Source organism: Myxacorys chilensis (assembly GCF_059505265.1).
This window is the reverse complement of the sequence record NZ_JCACKG010000094.1, coordinates 46,559-67,019: the sequence shown is the minus strand read 5'-3', so window position 1 is coordinate 67,019 and position 20,461 is coordinate 46,559. Positions and strand designations below refer to the sequence as shown.

The 20,461-nt window shown below is 47.6% G+C and carries 21 protein-coding genes; 5 read left to right on the top strand and 16 right to left on the bottom strand.

Annotation, left to right across the window (positions count from 1 at the left end; genetic code table 11):
- Positions 1-177 precede the first annotated feature (177 nt).
- On the top strand, positions 178-1,209 hold the full coding sequence (locus AC5JLB_RS06310; protein WP_495872997.1) for a hypothetical protein: 1,032 nt from the start codon (positions 178-180) through the stop codon (positions 1,207-1,209).
- Between the two features lie 164 nt (positions 1,210-1,373).
- Here the strand turns inward: AC5JLB_RS06310 and AC5JLB_RS06305 are convergent, their stop codons facing one another.
- The 6 genes from AC5JLB_RS06305 to AC5JLB_RS06280 form a co-directional block, all read right to left on the bottom strand.
- Positions 1,374-1,769, bottom strand: a complete 396-nt coding sequence (locus AC5JLB_RS06305; protein WP_495872996.1) for a hypothetical protein — start codon at positions 1,767-1,769, stop codon at positions 1,374-1,376.
- Positions 1,770-1,779: 10 nt separating this feature from the next.
- Positions 1,780-2,760 (bottom strand): protein translocase subunit SecF, encoded by a 981-nt coding sequence (secF, locus tag AC5JLB_RS06300; protein ID WP_495872995.1) that lies wholly within the window; start codon positions 2,758-2,760, stop codon positions 1,780-1,782.
- On the bottom strand, positions 2,757-4,175 hold the full coding sequence (gene secD / locus AC5JLB_RS06295) for a protein translocase subunit SecD (protein WP_495872994.1): 1,419 nt from the start codon (positions 4,173-4,175) through the stop codon (positions 2,757-2,759). Before secD ends, secF begins: the two co-directional genes overlap by 4 nt.
- A gap of 360 nt (positions 4,176-4,535) precedes the next feature.
- Entirely contained in the window at positions 4,536-4,796 is a 261-nt protein-coding gene (locus AC5JLB_RS06290) for a type II toxin-antitoxin system RelE family toxin (protein WP_495872993.1), read from the bottom strand.
- Entirely contained in the window at positions 4,793-5,032 is a 240-nt protein-coding gene (locus AC5JLB_RS06285) for a hypothetical protein (protein ID WP_495872992.1), read from the bottom strand. Before AC5JLB_RS06285 ends, AC5JLB_RS06290 begins: the two co-directional genes overlap by 4 nt.
- Positions 5,033-5,169: 137 nt before the next feature.
- A complete protein-coding gene (locus AC5JLB_RS06280; protein ID WP_495872991.1) occupies positions 5,170-6,447 on the bottom strand; it encodes a glycosyltransferase in 1,278 nt (425 codons plus the stop codon).
- Between the two features lie 380 nt (positions 6,448-6,827).
- Here AC5JLB_RS06280 and AC5JLB_RS06275 point away from each other — a divergent pair, with 380 nt between their 5' ends.
- Positions 6,828-7,160, top strand: coding sequence for a hypothetical protein (locus tag AC5JLB_RS06275; RefSeq protein ID WP_495872990.1), 333 nt, complete (start codon positions 6,828-6,830; stop codon positions 7,158-7,160).
- A 67-nt stretch (positions 7,161-7,227) separates the two neighbouring features.
- Here the strand turns inward: AC5JLB_RS06275 and AC5JLB_RS06270 are convergent, their stop codons facing one another.
- The 3 genes from AC5JLB_RS06270 to apcD form a co-directional block, all read right to left on the bottom strand.
- Positions 7,228-8,400, bottom strand: a complete 1,173-nt coding sequence (locus AC5JLB_RS06270; protein ID WP_495872989.1) for an alpha/beta hydrolase — start codon at positions 8,398-8,400, stop codon at positions 7,228-7,230.
- Between the two features lie 46 nt (positions 8,401-8,446).
- Positions 8,447-9,016, bottom strand: coding sequence for a DUF924 family protein (locus AC5JLB_RS06265; protein ID WP_495872988.1), 570 nt, complete (start codon positions 9,014-9,016; stop codon positions 8,447-8,449).
- Between the two features lie 96 nt (positions 9,017-9,112).
- The gene (gene apcD / locus AC5JLB_RS06260; RefSeq protein WP_495872987.1) at positions 9,113-9,598 is read right to left on the bottom strand and encodes an allophycocyanin subunit alpha-B; all 486 of its coding nucleotides are present in this window, start codon (positions 9,596-9,598) and stop codon (positions 9,113-9,115) included.
- 265 nt (positions 9,599-9,863) lie between these two features.
- Between apcD and AC5JLB_RS06255 the strand changes: the two genes are divergently transcribed.
- A complete protein-coding gene (locus AC5JLB_RS06255; protein ID WP_495872986.1) occupies positions 9,864-10,520 on the top strand; it encodes a Uma2 family endonuclease in 657 nt (218 codons plus the stop codon).
- Here AC5JLB_RS06255 and AC5JLB_RS06250 read toward each other — a convergent pair.
- Positions 10,517-11,362 (bottom strand): hypothetical protein, encoded by an 846-nt coding sequence (locus AC5JLB_RS06250; protein ID WP_495872985.1) that lies wholly within the window; start codon positions 11,360-11,362, stop codon positions 10,517-10,519. The genes AC5JLB_RS06255 and AC5JLB_RS06250 overlap by 4 nt on opposite strands.
- Positions 11,363-11,418: 56 nt before the next feature.
- Between AC5JLB_RS06250 and rlmD the strand changes: the two genes are divergently transcribed.
- Entirely contained in the window at positions 11,419-12,819 is a 1,401-nt protein-coding gene (gene rlmD, locus AC5JLB_RS06245; protein ID WP_495872984.1) for a 23S rRNA (uracil(1939)-C(5))-methyltransferase RlmD, read from the top strand.
- On the top strand, positions 12,820-13,863 hold the full coding sequence (gene lpxD / locus AC5JLB_RS06240; RefSeq protein WP_495872983.1) for a UDP-3-O-(3-hydroxymyristoyl)glucosamine N-acyltransferase: 1,044 nt from the start codon (positions 12,820-12,822) through the stop codon (positions 13,861-13,863).
- A gap of 93 nt (positions 13,864-13,956) precedes the next feature.
- Here the strand turns inward: lpxD and AC5JLB_RS06235 are convergent, their stop codons facing one another.
- The 6 genes from AC5JLB_RS06235 to psbZ form a co-directional block, all read right to left on the bottom strand.
- On the bottom strand, positions 13,957-15,504 hold the full coding sequence (locus tag AC5JLB_RS06235; protein ID WP_495872982.1) for a glycosyltransferase family protein: 1,548 nt from the start codon (positions 15,502-15,504) through the stop codon (positions 13,957-13,959).
- Positions 15,505-15,718: 214 nt separating this feature from the next.
- Positions 15,719-16,561 (bottom strand): thermonuclease family protein, encoded by an 843-nt coding sequence (locus tag AC5JLB_RS06230; RefSeq protein ID WP_495872981.1) that lies wholly within the window; start codon positions 16,559-16,561, stop codon positions 15,719-15,721.
- A gap of 209 nt (positions 16,562-16,770) precedes the next feature.
- Complete coding sequence (gene dusB / locus AC5JLB_RS06225) at positions 16,771-17,823, bottom strand: tRNA dihydrouridine synthase DusB (protein ID WP_495872980.1); 1,053 nt, start codon at positions 17,821-17,823, stop codon at positions 16,771-16,773.
- A 174-nt stretch (positions 17,824-17,997) separates the two neighbouring features.
- Complete coding sequence (locus tag AC5JLB_RS06220; protein ID WP_495872979.1) at positions 17,998-19,014, bottom strand: sulfate/molybdate ABC transporter ATP-binding protein; 1,017 nt, start codon at positions 19,012-19,014, stop codon at positions 17,998-18,000.
- Between the two features lie 352 nt (positions 19,015-19,366).
- Positions 19,367-19,996, bottom strand: coding sequence for a 6,7-dimethyl-8-ribityllumazine synthase (gene ribH / locus AC5JLB_RS06215; protein WP_495872978.1), 630 nt, complete (start codon positions 19,994-19,996; stop codon positions 19,367-19,369).
- 264 nt (positions 19,997-20,260) lie between these two features.
- On the bottom strand, positions 20,261-20,449 hold the full coding sequence (gene psbZ, locus AC5JLB_RS06210) for a photosystem II reaction center protein PsbZ (RefSeq protein ID WP_495872977.1): 189 nt from the start codon (positions 20,447-20,449) through the stop codon (positions 20,261-20,263).
- Positions 20,450-20,461 lie beyond the last annotated feature (12 nt).

The following is a 20,461-nucleotide window of genomic DNA, read 5'->3' as shown; positions in this document are numbered from 1 at the left end:
TCATTTTGGATTTGAAAAATCAAACCATTGGGGGAGAGCCTAGCGATCGCTAATCCTTACACTTCAAAGCTGTGGTGACGATTTGACTTAATTTCTCACTGGCAGCAAAAAATAATCGCAGCCTGTAGCCCACCAATCCATTCGGGCATGTAGATTCAGTACATCAAGGAGAACCAAATGAACGGAAAGAAGCGTGTGTTTAGTAACTTATTCAACATAAAAGGCGTTGCGAAATTAGCAGGTACATTAGGAATCGCAGGTGTGGGTTCCTTTTTGGCGCTTCCTGCACTAGCACAGTCCTCTCCCCTCAATCCTAGACCTAGCATTTTTAACGAAGCTCCCTATAACAAGAGTCTTGCTCAGGCAACGCCAGATCAAACTACGCCGGGTATGATGTCGGCTCCTACAAGCGGCACAAGCGAAGAAACGCCCCGCAATTCATCACCTTCTTTAGCAAAAGTTAATCCGAACCCCAGCATTTTTAACGAAGCTCCCTATAATCGAGCACTCTCATCTAGCAGCACCACGGCTCCAGATAGCAGCGCTATGCCGGGTATGTCTGGCTCTTCGAACAACAGCATGCAGGCTCCTGGCAGTTCTTCGTCAGACTCGACTCAAAACTTGCCGTCTGGGTCAGGACTTTCTCAGCAGAATCTAGGTCAGTCGGGACCTGGAAGCTCCACCTTGCAGCAGACTGCTCCTAACACTCCCAACAATGGCACGAATACAGGTGACGCTGCTCAGCCAGGAATGTCTCAGCAGAATCTGTCTCAGCCGGGATCTGGAAGCTCCACCCTGCAGCAAACTGCTCCTAACACTCCTAATAACGGGTCTACTCCTGCTTCCCCCTCTAACGTAGGTCCAGGCAGCAATACGGATGGCAGTACCCCAGACACCAACTCGACTACCGAAACAACTACTCCTGGCGGTTCTTCAGGAACTCAAGTTACGCCTGGTTCAGGCAGTGGAACGGGCGATGTGATCGTGCCGACTACGCCTAGTGGGTCTGTAACTCCTGGCGGATCTGTAACACCTGGAAGCCCCAGCAACACAGTTCCAACAGCGCCTGATTCAACCATTCCTTCGACAACAACGCCTGATAACACAACAACGCCTGATACAACGATTCCTGATGATTCAACGACTCCTGGAGCAACTCCTTCTCAGGGGGGAACTGAGTCTGGTGGCGGTGTGCGGGCGCTTTGGTAAAGTTGCTCAAGCGCTAAGGTTGCCTAGACTGAGCGATTTCTACTGGGTCTGCTGACCTTTTTAAGCAGAACGCTGAATTGATAAGTAAAGGGACGCTTCTTCAAAAAGAGCGTCCCTTTTTCAGGTTTGGCTAGGTTAGTAACTTCTCTAGCGTCTCGCTAATGCTAATTAATCCATTTCCAGAGCGGATGATTCGCTCCTTGATGGCGAATTTTGAGTACTTTAGCTTCAAGCCTCTTCTGCTCAACTTTTGAAAGACCAAAGAGAATATTTCGGCTTTGCCAAACAAGAGTACTTACGGTCATGCCAACGCAGAGACCTAACCCGATTGCCGCGATGGGCTGACGAGCAAGTCCGTGACGCACGGCGGCCCAGGTAAAATACTGTTGCAGCAGAGAAATAGACCCTCGTAAGCTCCACAAGCTTAACAGGCCAACCGTGAGCCATAACCCAGTCACAACGATCCATCTCCCAAGTACCGTTAATCGGTGCAACTTGCGCACCAAGGTTTGAAACGTTGGATCAGAAGGTGACGAGTCGGATGAGCGCGGGTCGTGCATATTGTAGACGCTACCCTAGTGGATCTTTAGAGACATTCGCTTCGGTTGCTGTTGCGTTGACAGGCGCGATCGCGTTTCCAGTCCGTTCTCGCCACAGGGCAAGCAATGTACTAGCAACGAAAATACTGGAGTACGCGCCCATCGTGAATCCAACAATTAACGCCAGGGCAAAGTTCTTCAGCGTCTCTCCCCCAAATAAGAAGAGGGCAGTTAAGGTCAGCAATGCTGTCATCGTCGTGTTAATTGATCGCGTCAACGTTTGGTTTACAGCATCGTCAACAATATCGTCAATGTGACGACCGGGATTAAGCGCAATCGTTTCCCGGACGCGATCGTAAATCACAACTGTGTCATTCACCGAGAAACCGACGATCGTTAACAACGCCACGATGAATAAACTATCGACTTCTGTACCGTTGATCAGACCCAGAATGGCAAAGAATCCAACGGTGATCAGCACATCATGGAGAAGGGCGACGATCGCAAAGATGGCATAATCGAACTGATACCGAATGGTTAAATACAGCGCGATGCCGGCAAAGGCGACAATCAGCGAGAGTAAGCCCGATGAGAAGAGTTGACGACCGATCGTGGGTCCAACCGTATCGATTTGAGTTTTCTTAACATCAAACGTTCCGATTTTTGACTCTAAAGCAGATTGCAATTTGGATCGCTGATCCACATCCAGATTCGTCGTCCGAATCGTGACCGCATGTTGCTCTTGTCCGAGAACTTGAATGGTACTGCCAGCCAGTCCTTGAGCATCTACCACATCGCGAACCGCCGCCGTCTGAATCGGGCGATCGCAATTATTTGGTTTTGTGCAATCTAATTCAAATTGGAGGCGAGTTCCTCCGACGAAATCTAGGCTAGGACGCAAGGGTGCGTGAATTTGAGTCCAGAGAATCGCCATTGCGGCCAATCCCGCCAGAATTAATGCTGAAGAAATAGCCCACCAAAGTCCCCGTTGACGAATAACACTTAGTTTCATGAGGTTGCCTCCGCCGACGGTTTGTTAGGAATGTTGGGGCAAAAGAGTTCTGGCTTTCGCAAACTTTGAATGCTCAGCACGTAGAGCATGAGTGTCCGGCTACAGGTGATGGCTGTAAACATACTAATGACAACTCCCAAAGCCAGCGTTAGCGCAAAGCCTCGAACGAGACCTGCGCCGAGCCAAAACAGAGCGGCACATGCAATCAGCGTCGTGACGTTGCTATCGAGAATGCTAGAGAAGGCGCGAAAGAATCCAGATTCAACCGAGCGATAGAGCGTCTTGCCCGCTTTAATTTCTTCGCGGGTGCGCTCAAAGATCAGCACGTTGGCATCGACGGCCATCCCAATACTGAGAATGAAGCCTGCAATTCCAGGCAAGGTTAGGGTGACGCCAAGCAGATTAAATGCGGCAAAGGTAAGCAAGGCATAGATGACCAGCGCGATCGCGGCAATGACGCCGGGCAATCGATAGTAGACAACCATAAACACCAGTACAAGCGTCAAACCACCGATACCCGCAATAATGCTGCTTCTGATACTGTCTTGACCCAATGTTGCACCTACGGTTCGGTTCTCGACAATTTGAATCGGAACCGGAAGCGAACCGCCGCGAAGCTGTAGCTCTAACTCTCTAGCTGATTCTGCCGTAAAGTTTCCGGTAATGACAGCATTACCTCCGGTGATGCCTGTTTGAGCGAATTGAGCAGGATCAACACTGGGAGAGCTAAGCAGCTTGTCATCGAGAAAGATTCCCAAACGGGTGTTGGTTTGCGCCGCTTTCTTGGTGAGGGCTGCAAATAAATCGGCTCCTTTTTGGTCGAAGGAAATGCCGACTGCCCAAACGTTGCCTTGGAGTTCGGTGCGGGCGTCTTTAAGGTAGCGTCCGTCTAGCCCCGTTTTCTCATAAACCTGTTTGACTGCATCCTCGACCTGCTTTTCTTTCGCGACGATCGCGGCTTGGTTGGCCGCGATCGCGGCTTGGTCGCCCGCTTTTTCTAAGGCGGGTTGCTTTGTCTGCAATTCTTGCAGTTCTTCTTGCCGGACTCGTAAAAATGCGATTTGAGTCGGATTTTCTGAACGGAAGTCTAGCTGCGCTGTTCCGCCCAAGACTCGTTCCGCTTGTTGAGGATTATCAACTCCTGGAAGTTGAACGAGTACTTGATCTTCGCCTGCGGTTTGAATCACAGGTTCAGACACTCCTAATCCGTTGATCCGCCCTTCAATTACTTTTTGAACGGCTTCGAGTTCTCGCTCTGTAATTTTCTTAATTTCTTCGGTGGGTTTTACCTGAATGGTAAGTTGAGACCCTCCCCGCAAGTCTAGTCCTAAGCGAGTTGGCACTTTAACAATAACGACGATTGAGGCGATCACCAGTGCCAAGATTAATAGCAATAATCCGCGTTGCCTTCCCATAGCCAAACCTGATACAGACAAAGGCTATGATAGCTCTTTCTTCAGGGTTTAAGGCTGATAAAGGGATGTGGAGCTAGAGCGAAGGTATAGAAAGTGGGTTCTTGTTCAGCAAGGATTCTAGGTCACGTGAGCAAGAACGATGAAGGGCTGAGATGCTAGACCTCTAGGGATCGAAACTTCCATGCGTTTGCCCCATAGCATCCTTGTTTGAGGCCTAACGTTCATGTTCAACGGCGGCTAGTAACCTTCGCGTCACCACCGAGGTGTCTGAACTATCCGTTGCGACACGGTTGTTGTGCTGCCGTCCGCTACGAGGTTCTCGGTTTTGTTAGAGAGCAGTTCAAATTGAGACAAGAACTATCACTTTCTGTAAACATTTTTCCGGTGTTTGCATTGGAGTAGGAGAATGAGCAACCCTTTATCGTCGATTTCATAACGAACGCGATAATCACCGATACGAATACGGTACTCATTGTCAGTACCTTTCATTTTGACCACTCCATCGGGACGTGGGTCTTCAGCAAGTTGTTGGATGTTAACAGCAATGCGATCGTAAACGTCATTAGGCAAAGCATCTAGCTGTTTTTGCACAGCTTTAGGCGTGATTATGGTGTAGGTCATGCCGATCGATTTGCTCGCTGTGCTACGTAGTGGTCAAATGTGGTGTAGTCACCCGCTTTGTAGTCAGCATGGGCAGCTTGAATTTCAGCGATGTCTTCTGGAGAGTCTTCATCATCGGAGAATAATTCAGCTTCTAAAAGTTCCCAAAGCTTATGCTTTTCATTAATTTCCAGTGATGAAATTGCTTCTAAAAGTGATTGAAATGAAATATCTACTTTCACAGTATTCTCAGCCATTAGAGTTTTCCTCCGTTGTTGATTTTACATTGCGTTCTTTAATTGCTCCTGTGCCCATTCTTGCAGTTGCTCATCGAGATCGTTAGTGGCTCTATCGCGCAGCAGTTCAAGAATTTTGGGATGAGTGAGATAGGTGCTTACGATGAGATTGAAGCAGCTTGAAGTTGTTTTTCAATCTCATCACATGCCACACCAACCCCATTTTCTGTTCGGATAATACCTTCAACTTCTGAAGCTTTAGCTGCATAACTGGGATTTTCTAATAACTGACGTAATTGCTTGGCTACTCGTTCTTCTGTGTACTGATTTCGAGGAATTGTCCGCGATGTTCCCAATCGTTCAACTCTTGCCGCATTATCTGGTTGATCGTGGCTGTAAGGCATTACAAGCGTTGGACGACCTGCCCGTAATGCCTGCGCTGTTGTGCCGATGCCACCTTGATGCACGATCGCACAAGCACGCGGAAAAATTTGAGAATATGGAACATAACTCATGGCAAATATGTTCTTTGGCAGATCCTCTGGAGGAGTATTTTTACCCATCAATAAAACAGCACGGCGGTTCAGTTGCTTTGTGGCTTGAACACTTTCTTGATAAAAACGACCAGGAGCCATCACTGCGGCTGAACCTAAAGTAAAAACAACTGGGGGATCGCCCCGATCCAAAAACTGCTGGAGTTCTAGTGCAAGTTCTGTCTCACCTTCGCTGCCGTCATAGAATGCAAATCCGGTGAGCACTGTATTCTTTGCCCAATCGGGTTGAGGCTTTGCGAATACTGAAGAAAATAGTCCTAACACAAGATAAGGCGAGTACTTATCATCGATGAATGGATTTCCTGTGAGAGGTGGCAAGCCAAGCTCGCGTCGCAATTGATGGATTGGCTCTGCCCAGGATTTAGACAACACTTTCGACAGTTGAATAATGCCTCGGTTAGCGAGAGAACCTAGCCCCCGTAATTTGGCAAGAAATGGCAGAACAGGTAAGACGGATGGATCATAAACCGAAAGAAATGAGGCAGGCTGTAGGACAGCGAATGCCCACGGAATTCCTAATTTCTCTGCTACTAATCGAGCCGCTACAACTCCTTCACCTGTAATGATGAAGTCTGCATTTTCGGCACTGACCATTAAGTCGGTGTAAGTCTCACGTAGATTCGCGCAAACCCAATTTTTGATGACATATTCTGTACCTGTTTTCAGATCCATCATCCGCGCCATTTCTTGTGGATCATTAAGCGCAGTGTTGTCAGGACGTATTCGATGAAACTCGAAACCGAGAGCCTTAATTTTGTCTTGATATTCTTTGTGAGTTGCAAACACGACATCATGACCACGCTTCCGTAATTCAAGCGCGATCGCAAGTTTGGGATGCAAATCACCCAAAGATCCAATAGTGGTTAAAACAATTCGGCTCACTACTTCGCTCCTCGGTTAACGAGACTGTATAGATATACTTGCTCGATCCTAAAGCCTCGCTTCCCCAACAGTGAAATTGGGTTACTGTCCTTACCGAGATATGAAGCAGCCCAACTCTTGTTTAGACAGATTCATTCCATCTTATTCTGTAATATCTCCTCTGAATTGGAATCTTAGACGGACAGAGATTCGTATAACACCTCTATGCAGCATGTCATACGGTGAAATGTCAGCCTGATAACCTCAGAGATAAGAATACTCTTTATCTTTCTAGGAAATCTTTACTATTAATCCCTGAGCCAGAGTTCATACTGAGTCCTTTCATACTCAAATGGTGATTTCTTGTTGATAGAAACCCGTTCCAGAAAACTGTGCATTCAATGCGCGATCGCTTGGATAGAGTCAATCGTATTTACCCAAAGCATTTTTCCTACTACTCCAGTTGTTCAATTAAGGAATGCTTTGGTTATATCGACTTACGCTACGGCATTACCAAGGAACGCTGTTATTATACCGACTTGCGCTACGGCATTACTAAGGAGCACTTCCGTGATATCGACTTACGCTACGGCATTACTAAGGAATGCTTCCGTGATACCGACTTAGGCTTCAGCATTACCAAGGAATGCTGTTGTTATATCGACTTGCGCTACGGCATTACTAAGGAACGCTTCCGTGATACCGACTTGCGCAATCGCATTCCCGATGAATAGGCTGACAGAGTGCAGCATCTCTACCCAACATAGAGAGATAAGCTGCCTCGTTCTTCACATCTGTTGTTCAACTGACATTTGGAACAGTGGGAACGTCTTGCGCCTGTCCTAAACTGCTCATGTTGCCAATGTTAGCTCGACCTTGGGTTAAAAATCGGAATGTTTCCTGATACAAGCTCTGCCAAAAATGGTTGCTCATGTTCTGACTCACTTCGGTCGGGTCAACCATCGGATGGGGAACTTGGTCTTTTGAAGGGTAAAGATAAAAAGCATTCCTGCCTTCATCGCCACTGATATCTTGATAAAACGCCTTGTTCGTTTCAATGTCTGCCGCGTCTTCATTCTCGGTTAGCACCATAAAAGTTGGAATGTTTTGCAGCGATCGCACAGACGAGTCACTCATCACAACGCTACTGCCAAAGCGATCGACAGCGGTCAACGCCCCAACTGGAAAGCGTAAGTTCGGGTCCCATCCCGACTCACTAATATCTAACGGCCCCGCTAGATTCACATATTGCCTCCGCTCTTTACCCTGAATTCTGATCAACGGCGCATAGGCAACAACACCCCGGACGCGATCGGGTCGCGACGCTGCCAGTCCTAGCGCGACGGCTCCACCAACCGATAAGCCAACCGTATAAATAGCTCCCGGCATCGCCTGAAGTTCTTCGAGTCTGGCTTGAGCTTCGTTGAGGTAGCCAAGATGGGATGAAGTAAAGTACTTGTCAAAATCTGGATCGTCAGGGGACTCGATCGCTTTGATAATATCGAGCAACCGAGGCTCAATTGCCACCAATCGAGCCATCAGTGCAACCTGTTGCAGAAAGCCGGGACGAGCCGCATTTGGGCTATTGGCAAAGTTTCTAAAGAAGTCTTGCAGAATCGGATCGCGCTCAATCTTGGCTTTCAACGGATCGGCATAGGGAGGCTTGAGATCGACTTGACACCAGTTTTTAGCAGGATTGATCAGAACATGTCCTGCGATCGCGCACTGATATACATTGAAGCCGTTCTGAAACAGATAATCTGCCAGCCTCCACATTTGATGCGGTTTGGCACTAAAGCCATGAAACATCATCACTGTGCCGCGAATCGGCTGTCCTGCGTCGTGAAACAGATAGTACGGATACGCTCCCTCGCGCCGCTCAGGATTGCGATCGAGACTTTGAATGTAACCCTCAATCGATCGCTTAGTCTGATCGATCTGTTCTCTAGTCGGTGTAACGTTAGGAGCATTCATATAGAAATCCGCAAGAAAAACTTACAATTTACAATTCTCGTATCACTTAAAACGATGAACCTCGCTGCTTCAGAAACTCAAGCTCCTCAACGGTAGATGAGCGTCCCAAAATCATATTGCGATGGGGAAAGCGCCCAAACTGTTCAATAGTTTTCCGATGTCTCAGAGCAAATTGATAGCTATCGCTTAACGCCGGATCATCTTTAAATTGCTCAAATAGCTTCACGGACTGATGTTGAAATTCCAGATCTTCAGTGTGCTCTAACGGAAAATAAAAGAATTGTCGCTGCACGGGCGGAAGCTGCTGATCGAATTGGTGGGCGATGCCGTGCTTTGCCGCCTCTAATGCAACTGGATCGCTGGCAAATGCTGCTGGCTGACCGCGAAACATGTTGCGAGAGAATTGATCAAGCACGATCACCAGCGCTAAGCAGCTTTCGGCAGAGTTCTTCCAATCTGCCAGTTCTCCCGCTGCCGCTTGAGTGTGAAGGGACAGAAAGCGCGACCTAATTTCTTGATCAAACTGCAAGTTTTTAGCAAACCAAGCCTTGCGTGGCTTCAACTCCTCGCCAAACCAAAACTCTAGAACGGCTTGAACGGCTTGAACGGCTCTCATATAAAAATTTTCCTCGCCAGTCACGGAAGTTCTAACACAAACTCCTGCGACTAGCGAGGAAAACACGAGTATTTAGTTGTCTAACTGGTCTTGGCTCTATGACATCGCTTGAATAATGTAATCGAAGTAAGGAGCCGCTTCAGCCGCATCTGGCTGACTGAGTAAACCAGTCGCTGCCTCTTTGAGACATGCGATCGCTTCTGCCATGCCCGGAACCGGAACACCTAGCGCGTTATACATTTCCCGCGCTCCCACAACACCAATCTTCTCAATCGGATCGGTGGTTCCCGACAACACACCATAGGTCACAAGGCGCAAATACCAGCCATAATCGCGCAGGCAAAGTGCCCGTTGTTTGTTTCCATAAGCGTTGCCGCCCGGAGAAATAAAGTCAGGACGCTTCTTCCAGAGGGATTTGCTGGCTTCTTCTACAATCTTCTTCTCATTTTCAGACAAGACTGCAGCGATGCGGGTGCGCTGTACTCCCGTCGTGAAAAAGTCCTTTATACCATTGAGTTCACCCCTCGTTGGATAACGAAGTTCGTCGTCGGCTTGTAAGATAACTTGGCTAACTACGCTCATATTTAATTGCGGTATCTCAGAATTCATTTAGTAGTTTAGCTATTTTCGGCCACTTAAAGGAAGAGAGTTTTCTCATTTGCCTTGACAAAACGTAACAAATAGCTTGAGAAACAGGATTCGAGAATGCCACACTAAGGGTTGTAGAGATATGCTGAGTTGCTGCGATCGGTTAGCTCTAAGCGCAGAGCGTACACTTCAGAAAGACCCGCTCAAACGGTCATTCGTTCCGCTAATCATTTCATAGCAAAATACTGGAGAGCTAGAAATGGTCACACTGCACCTTCGACAAATCGAACTTTTGCCAGGACAACGAGTTGTATTGAGCGATGTGAACTGGCAAGACTTTGAAGCGATCGCAGATGAACTGGGAGAACATCGTAATACGCGCTTGGCATACAGCAAAGGAATGTTAGAAATTGTGGCTCCACTGCCAGAACATGAGGTTAGCAAAGAGATCATCGGAGATTTGGTAAAAATTCTTCTAGAAGAGTTAGATATCGATCGTGAGTGTTTTGGCTCTACAACCTTCAAACGACAAGACATGGAGTATGGGATTGAGCCAGATAATTGCTTCTATATTCGGCAACCTGAACTGATGCGAGGAAAATCTAGAGTCGATTTAGCAGTTGATCCGCCACCAGATCTAGCCATTGAAATTGATGTTACGTCTAAAACTCAGCTAGAGGCTTATCAAGCGTTAGGCGTTTCTGAATTGTGGCGCTACGACAATGGCAAATTAAGGATTGACGTTCTTCAAAACGGTCGATATATTCAATCCCAGCTTAGCCCTACATTTCCGACTCTTCCTGTGAGTGATGCTATTCCTCGGTTCGTTCGTCAAAGCAAATTGGAAGGGCAAAGTGCAGCGCTTAAAGCATTTCGCAAATGGGTGAAAGAGCAGATTCAAAAGAACGAACCTTAATTGGATACGGTTACGTCGTAGTCAACTGTTCCTAACCAAGGCGCTTGAGTTAACTTGTAGGGTTTAAACTTCAAAGAATCTAACTCGCCTTTTTTAGTTAAATGTCGTAGAAAATGAAGCGCTCCTTGCAGTAAATCTGCGCTTAAAGAATCACGCTCAAGCTGCACATCTCGACCTATTCTCTGGCTAACCACGTCCTTAAGGGATTTCAAGACTCCAGTATTGGGCGATAATTCCAAATATCGATACACTTGATTACGAACATCGGCTTCTAATTTGGCAGGATTTTTTAATTCATTTCCGTTGATTGAAAGCGCAAATCGAGTTTTCAGAAATGTCCTAACGTGATCTGAATAGCGGCTCGAATCGTAGTGTTGAATCGCTTGAGAAATTGAAGATTCATTGACCATTTTACCGACTACAAACGCTGCTACATCCGCCACATAGTCCGAATCGGAAGCAAACCGATTTAACGCCTCTTCAAGATTTGTAAATTTATTCGATTGAGTTTGATAGAGAGCAATCGCAGATCCAACATCCCCCGCCCAAGACGTATGATCACCCGTCCACTCAGAAAAATTAAGTCCAGGCTGAATCACTTGATCGGACAATGACGCAATGAAATGCCCAAAATCTGTCAGTTCACCCGCTAAAACAACAGTCTGATTCAGCGTTCCATCAATGAAAGATTGCTGATAGCCCGTCGCGATCGTCCATCCTCGTGTGGTGTAGTCTGGCTTCGTATAGCCGCGCAACCGATTCGCAATTTCGTACACCGATTGGCCTGGATTAGCCTGCTCGATCGTCTCAATAAATTTCAGAATAGACTCTAACTCAGCCATAGTGTGAATAGACAAGCGACAATGGAATCTGTTCATTTTATTCAACGGGATCTCCTGTGACTCAAAATTTAGAATTCCATCCCGCCGAGTCCCCAGAAGATCGCTGGAGACAAGGAGAATTGGTTGAAATCACCATCACCGATCTGAGCGACAGCGGCGATGGAGTAGGGCGCTCTGGCGAGCGTGTAGTGTTTGTGCCTGACACAGTGACCGGCGATCGCGTAGTGGTGCGATTGCTGCGCGTGAAGCCACAATACGCTCAAGGCAAACTGCACGACATTATCGAAGCATCTCCGCATCGGGTTCGTCCGAGTTGCATCGTGGCGGACAAATGCGGCGGCTGTCAGTGGCAGCACGTAGACTACGACTATCAGCGCGTGGCTAAGCGCAATCAAATTATTCAGGCACTAGAGCGAATTGGCGGATTCAGTCAGCCTCCAGTCGGTGAAGTGTTGCAGGCTGAATCGTTGGGATATCGCAACAAAGTGACGTATCCACTCTCGCGATCGCAATCAGGCCAACTCCAGGCGGGCTACTACCAGAAAGGAACGCATCAGATTGTTAATTTGAATCAATGCCCGATTCAGGATCAGCGACTGAATCCCCTGTTGGCAGAGGTTAAGCAAGACCTCTACGATCGCGGTTGGGGCATCTATGACGAGAAACTGCATCGCGGCAAGTTGCGTCATCTCGGTTTGCGAATTGGGCGTCGAACTGGAGAAATGCTGCTGATTTTGGTAGCAACCGATACGAACCTAGCCGGACTTGAAGAGCAAGCGCAGCAATGGTTAGAGCGCTATCCCGATTTAGTCGGCGTCTCACTCAATGTCAACCGCGATCGCACCAACGCCATCTTTGGATCAGACACTCACATCATCGCGGGACGATCTTACTTAGAAGAAAAATTTTCAGATTTAACCTTTCAGATTCGGGCTGACACGTTCTTTCAAGTTCACACCGAATCGGCAGAAGCCCTGTTTCAAGTGATTGTCGATGAGTTGAACTTGCAGGGAACAGAGATCGTAGCGGATTTGTACTGCGGAGTGGGGACGTTGACGCTGCCGATCGCGCGAAAAGTCAAATACGCCGTTGGGCTTGAAATCCAGCCAGAAGCGATCGACCAAGCCAAAGCAAACGCTCGTCTCAATCACATTGAAAACGTTAAGTTTCACATTGGCCCAGTTGAACGAGTTTTTTCTACTTTAGATGTCGATCCAGACATTGTTCTCCTCGACCCGCCGAGAAAGGGATGTGATGCTTCTATCATCGAGACGCTGCGAGATACGAAACCTAAGCGCATTGTTTACGTCAGTTGTAACCCAGCGACCTTAGCACGAGATCTAAAACTCTTGTGTGCTGATGCACAATATCAGCTCATGAGAGTTCAACCAGCGGATTTCTTTCCACAAACCGCGCATGTCGAGTGTGCTGCATTCTTGGAGATTAGAGAGGGTTGAATGAAATTTAGCGACCTCGTTCATAAATTGGGCAATGCGGCTACGAATAGTAGTCTCAGCATAAATGACAACGATCCAGATATCGCTGGAGTTGCCGCGATCGACAAAGCAACACGCCACCAATTGAGTTATGTAGATGGTGGAAAACATGCGGCTAAAGTTTCAACCACTGGAGCGATCGCGCTGATTTTGCCTGCGAATCCAACTCTCCAGACCAATGCTACAGAACGAGGGATTGCTTGGGTTGAGGTTGGCAACCCAAGACTGGCCTTTGCCCAAGCGATCGCGCTGTTCTATCAACCCTTCAAACCTTCTCCTAGCGTCCATCCTACCGCCGTCATTGATCCATCTGCCCAGCTTGGTCAAAACGTTGCGATTGGCGCTCATGTTGCGATTGGCGCAAACGTTAAGCTGGGCAATGATGTCATCATTCATCCGAATGTAGTGATTTATCCAGAGTCGCAAATCGGCGATCGCACAGTATTACATGCAAACTGTTCCATTCAGGAACGGACTCAAATCGGGGCAGACTGCGTGATTCACTGCGGTGCGGTGATCGGTTCTGAAGGGTTTGGGTTTGTGCCTACCCGCGAGGGCTGGCTCAAGATGGAGCAATCGGGTTACACCGTGTTAGAAGATGGGGTTGAAGTTGGGGCAAATTCAAACGTCGATCGACCTGCGGTGGGTGAAACGCGCGTCGGTCGCAACACCAAAATTGATAACTTAGTGCAGATTGGTCACGGTTGTCAGATTGGTCATGGCTGCGCGTTTGCGGCTCACGTCGGACTCGCTGGCGGAACCACAATCGGAAACCGCGTGATTCTGGCAGGACAGGTGGGGGTAGGAAATGAAATCACCATTGGGGACGGCGCGATCGTATCTGCAAAAGCAGGTGTCACACAAGACGTTCCGGCGGGTCGAACCGTATCTGGCTATCCTGCGGTAGACCACAAGGTTTTTCTAAAATCATCCATCCTTTACAGCCGATTGTCTGAGATGTATCAAGCGATCAAGCAATTACAAAAACGGATTGATGAAAAATGATCTCTTGATGAAAGGACTGCTTTCAAGACACCAGGTAGCCAAGTAGCCTCGTGTTATTGTCATGCAAACGGAGGTTCTGTCACTTAGCTACTATTAAGATTTTGGTCGTTCTCTGCTACAAATTCTCATGCTCTCTAGATTCTTGCACCAGTACTGGGTTTGAATTATACGTTCCCCTGCCGTCACAAAATCATTCCAATTCTTTAGCAGAATTTGTTTTTGAGCCTCCCTTGGCCAAAAGTTAGGTGCTTCCTCCAAACGCACAAATTTTCTATCAACAACAAGGGTCGGTGCTGTTTTGGCACAGTCAAGAATATGCCTAAGCTTTTCAGGAGAGTACCAAGCATATTGATGGAAGTCCGGGCACATAAGTCTGTCATTGGCTGCTCCATGTGGCATTACATTGGTGTTCTGACCAAGGCTCGCAAATCCTGTTCCATTTGGATACATAGATCTAAACGCCTTCAAGTCAACTGAGGGTTGAGTCAAGGCTGCAATCCTTGGGATTATTTGCATTGGGTTGTCAGCATAATGGCTAGTAACACGTGGTGTCCCACTAAGCAGGATGGCCGAAACTACTATTACAATTCCGAATAATGAACCAGCAAAGATCCTCTTTGAATTAATGCTTATTGCTATGCAGATAAGCATTAGAGTTTGCGAGAAGTATATCAGCGACAGGTGATGCTCCCATATGCCTGTCAGCCCTAATACGATTATCGAAATAATGCATGTTGCGAGTGTACCAATCAAAAAAGCCTTAATTTTTCTCTCAATCCTGGATTGAATTGCTATGTATTCAGAGAAACCCATGCTTGCGATTAATGAAAATAGCAGAAGCAATGTCTTAGGGGATCTTAGGAACATCGTCCGAAGATGTGAAGCAAAAGAGTTTACAAAGGAACTGTTGTCTGTCAGTAGACTTTGAGAATAGAAGAAGTTATTTTGCTGAGTTTGCAGATAGCCAAGTAATTCATGCCTAGTGAGAAGTATGACGATGACTATCGCAGAAACAGACGTGAATCCTGTAATTAAGCGCTTGAGATTTTCGCGGCTAACTTGTTTATCCCAAAGAATAAGCTCATAGGTAAGGCAGAAGACAGCCGGCAGAGGAAACGCGATTAATTTCGTGAAAGCCACTAATCCTATGCATCCACCAGCAAGTAGCATCTTTTTTCTAAGAAAGAAAGAGCAGGCCAATAAGCTGAGCGCTGTACCAGGCAGAGTAGTATATCCTGGAAGCCAGAAAGCCCCTGTTACAAGCAGAGGTACTGCAATCAGCAAAATTCTTTTACGCATCGTGTGAGTGCACTCAATCATGCACGAGATGTCGTATGCAGATACTGTTGCTATAACTACCATTAGCAACTCAAATAGGTATTCACCTATCCCTCCAAACACTCGCTGCAGCGACACAGCGTAAAAAAACAAAGGATCTTTATTGTCGTAGACATCTATGTAGAGCTGATTTCCTGAAAGTAGATACTCGGCTACAGAAACAAAAATAGCCCTGTCGCTTGTGGGGCTTGGGACTAGCCTAGCTGTAAAGCAGAGAGTGAAGAAAGTTGCTATCAGTACTCCAAGGGCAAAATGACGCTTTGAAACTCTTCTTTTGGCATCAGTAATAGATGTCTTAGTCATGCCGTTAGGGGTGAAATGATAGTTTTATCGCCAAATTTTAATGATTTCAGCGTTGATTGTCAGCTTCCAGACCTACTAACTCCGTTGTCATTCTCATCGGTCGTGTTTATGGAAGAGGTCTAAAGATGATCTTCTGCAAGTTGGGCTGGATGAATTGGGATCGACGGGCATTGTCGATCGCTGGACAATGCCCTCAGTCCTACAACCAGTGTTTCTAAAAGGTGGATGTCGTCATACTTGCAATCACTCGCTCAATCCGAACATCCGATTCAAATACCATCTCCTCTGGTTTATATAGCATTGTCAGTTTATTTCCACTCACTTTCAGCGCTGTGGAAAGCTTGATCGAGCGTTGATCTGGAATGGTAAAGAGTCGGTCTTTGCCTCGTGATAGCGCTGCCACAAACTGCTTCAATGTTTTGTCGCGGTTAGAAGGACGTTGATAAAACGATTCCAGCCGCCGCCACAACTTCGGAAAAATAGGTGGTAATTCTGCCAAATTAGGAGGAATGTCAATCTCAACGCCTTGATTTGAGCGATCCGCCTTCCAAATTCCTGCCTTCTCTGCTCGTGCCTTCTCCGTTGCCGCAGCCATCACATCGCGCAACTCTTTGTAAAGCGTCTCGTAAAACATGGGGTAAACAAATCCTTCTTGAAGGAGCTTGTAGTTAATGCTTTCCCGCAACAAATCGGCGGTTAGCTCCTCTCCTCGATCGGAATTGTCCCATTTTGGAGGTTTGCCAACGAAGACAAAGCAAACAGGACGCCCATTTCCATCGGCATTGCCAGAAAGAATATATCCTGGCAACCCAGCCTTTTTGCCTCCAAGTAGCTCGATGTTGCGGTCGGTGGCGTCTGACGAAAAGGGTTTTTTCGCCGCTTTTTCAAGCGCATCAATGCCTTCGTAGCGTAGTTGCACTTGTCCTTCGCTCTTGAACTCGACTCTTCCACCTAACTTGTCGAATAGCGTATCGTCATCTGCCTTGAAACGGACTGAATCTCCATCTGGTATTCCACTCGATGGCTCAAACGTACCTTGAATGAGTGTAAATGGCATAACATCTCGTTCCTCATCGCTAAAGAGTTAGTAGCTTCACAGTCAGTTCAAGAGTACAGGCACAGCGATCGCGATTTATACAATGCTAAATCAGTGTGACTGAGCTTAAAGCAACTGCTCGATCCTGATAGATTCACTACAAATTCACACAAGCGTGACAGAAGATCCGACATAACGAAAGTGCTATACAACACATTGCGTTTATCGTTTTACAGCGCGATGAGTTCAGGTTCCGCTTCGGCTTGCCACCCAGATTGATTGAGACGAGTAATCGCGGTATCAATCAAGTCCAACCCTTGATGAACATTCTCAATTACACTCAACTGTCCGCGCAAATCTGCCGCGCCCATAAAGCCTTTGGAATACCACGTCATGTGTTTGCGGGCTTGCCGAACGCCGCGATCGCCCTTATATTCCCACAGCATTTGCAAATGCTCACGAGCGCACTCTAGCCGCTCAACGGGCGTGAGGGGAAGTCTTTCCTCTCCTGTTTTGAGAAAGTGATCAATCTCGCCCACCAAAAACGGATAGCCCAGCGTGCCCCGTGAACACATGATGCCATCGGCTCCGGTTAGCTCTAGACATCGCACCGCCGACTCGACCGAGAAGATGTCACCGTTACCAATGACCGGAATTGAGAGGACTTCTTTGACTTTGGCGATCCATTCCCACTTGGCAGAGCCGTTATAGCCTTGGGCACGAGTTCGTCCATGCACAGTGATCATTTTTGCGCCTGCATCTTCCATGCGGCGAGCAAAGTCAAGAATGTTGATTTCTTTTTCTGTCCAGCCGATGCGCGTTTTGACTGTCACCGGAACCTCAACGGCTTCAACCACCGATCGCACAATTTCTGCGGCTAATTCAGGTTGCCTGAGCAATGACGAGCCGCCGCCATTCTTAGTGATTTTATTGACCGGACAACCCATATTGATATCGACCGTATCGGCTCCTTCAGCAACCGCTTTCTGGGCGGCTTCTGCCAAAAAATCGGGACGGCAATCAAATAGCTGAATGCTAATGGGACGCTCATTCGGATCGACTTCCATAATGATCGGAAGCTGCTTGACATAATGCAATCCGGTCGCATTGACCATTTCGGTATACATCATCGACTCGGGCGCATAGCGGCGCACCAACCGTCGAAACACTAAATCTGTCACTCCAGAAAGGGGCGATTGCAGCACTCGGCTGTTGACCTCAACATGTCCTATCTTGAGAGGCTGAGAGAGACGGGCTTTGAGTTCGGGCGAGAGCGTCACCATAGCAGAGGCAATATTTTCTAGACTCCATCATTCTACTACTGAGCTAGGGGAGGGATGAGGGATGAGGGATGAAGTAAAAACTTCAACATTCCTCATTTCTTGTGTCAGCACTGCTGTAGGTAATTCCTGCTCGCACAGCGCTATCAAGCCATCTTTCATCCCTCATCCCTTCAGCTAGATCGAGTAGTAGAGCGGGAAAGACTTTGCATCTTTGGGTTTGACGTATACCCGTTGTTGAGGCGCTAAGTTCAACTGATCGAAGCGATCGCGGGTCAAATGCGCTGTGACAATCTGACCGTCATCAAGAGATAATTCTGCCTGGACCTCCCAGCCCAGATGAATCAGACGAGTGACTCTAGCGGAAACCGTGCTGCCATTGGGAGAGGTTTCGATCAACACATCTTGAGGACGCAAGAACATTTCTGGATGGGCAGAGTCAAACCCGTTGTTCTGAAAAATGTGTGACGAACTGGGCAGCACGTTGACCGGTCCGATAAAGCTCATGACAAAAGCGCTGGCGGGATGATCGTAAATATTGGCAGGCGTTCCAATTTGCTCGACTTTGCCTTTGTTCATCACCACTAGTTCGTCTGAGACTTCCATCGCCTCCTCTTGGTCGTGGGTGACAAACACGGTTGTCACGTGGACTTCATCGTGCAGTCGCCGCAGCCATGCCCGCAAATCTTTACGCACTTTGGCATCGAGTGCGCCAAACGGTTCGTCGAGCAAGAGAACCTGAGGTTCCACCGCTAAGGCTCGCGCTAGGGCAACCCGTTGGCGCTGTCCTCCAGAGAGTTGAGACGGGTAGCGATCGCCCAGTCCACTCAATTGCACTAACTCCAGCAATTCTTCAACTTTCTTCTTTACTTTGCTGGCTGACGCTTTGCGGATTTCTAGCCCAAAGGCAATATTTTTACGCACGGTCAAATGCTTAAACAGCGCGTAATGCTGAAACACAAATCCAATATTGCGCTCTTGCACACTGCGATCGGTGGCGTCTTCTCCCGTCAGCCAAATCTTTCCAGAATCTGGCATCTCTAAACCCGCAATCAGTCTCAGTAATGTCGATTTGCCCGACCCGGACGGACCTAATAGCGCCACTAGAGAACCGCTTTTAATTTCTAGCGAGACTCGATCAAGGGCTTGAAAACTGCCAAACTGCTTAGAAACGTCTTGAACTGTGATGGCCACGGCGATCTCTTAAGGGATGAAGGATGAGGGATGAGGGATGAGGGATAACCAGAATTGGGATACAAGCAGGCGAGAAACGCTATCAACAGTTCACAACGACTTTGACTACTTTCCATTCCTCATCCTTCATCCCTGATCTTTAATCTCCGGTTTCTCGACAAGATTACTGTAGTTTATAGCATAGAGTGGACGAGGATGTCTGGATGAGAAAAATTCTGCGATCCTTTTTAGAGCTTCGGTTGCTGGGAATTTTCAAACAAAATTTAAAAAGACGCCCTTTTGAGACGCCTTTCTAGAACCCGATCACCTGCCGTAGCACGTGCAAAATCGTGTGGATTCGCGGCATTCGCGGCTACGAAAGCGGCTGATTAGAGGCCTCTGAAACATGTACTGTTGAAGCAGGAAGAGTGTGATGTCCAGCGGAGGAAATAGCTGAGTTTGCAGCGGCTGAGTTTGCATAGTCCGGATTGCTATAGTCCGAATTAGCGTAGGGATTTGGCACTGCACCTTTGACTTGACGCATCAGACTGGCCATTTCTAAAGCGCTCATGCCATATTCCCAGCCTAAATTGCTCTTGATGCCGGCTCGTTCTAAGGCTTGCTGCATGGTGTCTGTCGTCAATACGCCAAAGACGACAGGAACGCCCGTTTGAAATCCAGCCGCTGCAATGCCTTTAGACACTTCAGCCGAGACATAATCAAAGTGAGGCGTTTGCCCTTTGATCACTGCGCCCAGGCAAATGACAGCATCATACCGACCGGACATGGCAAGCTGACGCGCGACTAAAGGCAACTCAAACGCGCCGGGAACCCAGGCATAGTCGGTTTGAGTTCCTTGAGGGTTGACATCAATTCCGTGCCGTTTGAGACAGTCTTGACAGCCCTCTAAGAGCTTTCCCGTCACTAAATCATTAAAGCGACCTACAACGATCGCAAACCGTAACCCATCGGTTTGAGCAAATGTTCCTTCAAAAATAGCCATTGTTTAATTTGAGTACCAACGTGATGCACACCGATAGCTTAAACAGATTTTCTGCCTTTGGGGGTGAGAACCTGCTTCAGGATGCCTCCTCAAACCTAGCGAGATCCGTCGGCTTTGGTAGGATTAATCCGGTTTACTAATTTAGACCTTAACATTTAGCAAAGAAAGTTTAGAAAAACTTATCTTAGCAGGACGGAAGAATAGAGGGGTGGGGTTGAAATACTAAAATCTCTTCCCCACGACCGCAACCCTGCACACGCAAATTTACACCACGAGGTAGTTTAGAACCCCGACAGTAATCACCAAAATAAACCAGATTCCTGACCCCAGCAGAATCAAGCGCTTCGATTGATCCCAGTTGCTTGGTGAAGCGTAGGCAACAGGAACGCCAATCACCATGACAAACGAGAAGAGAACCAGCGCAGTTAATGCAATTTGAAATACGATCGACATTTCCTTCTCCCT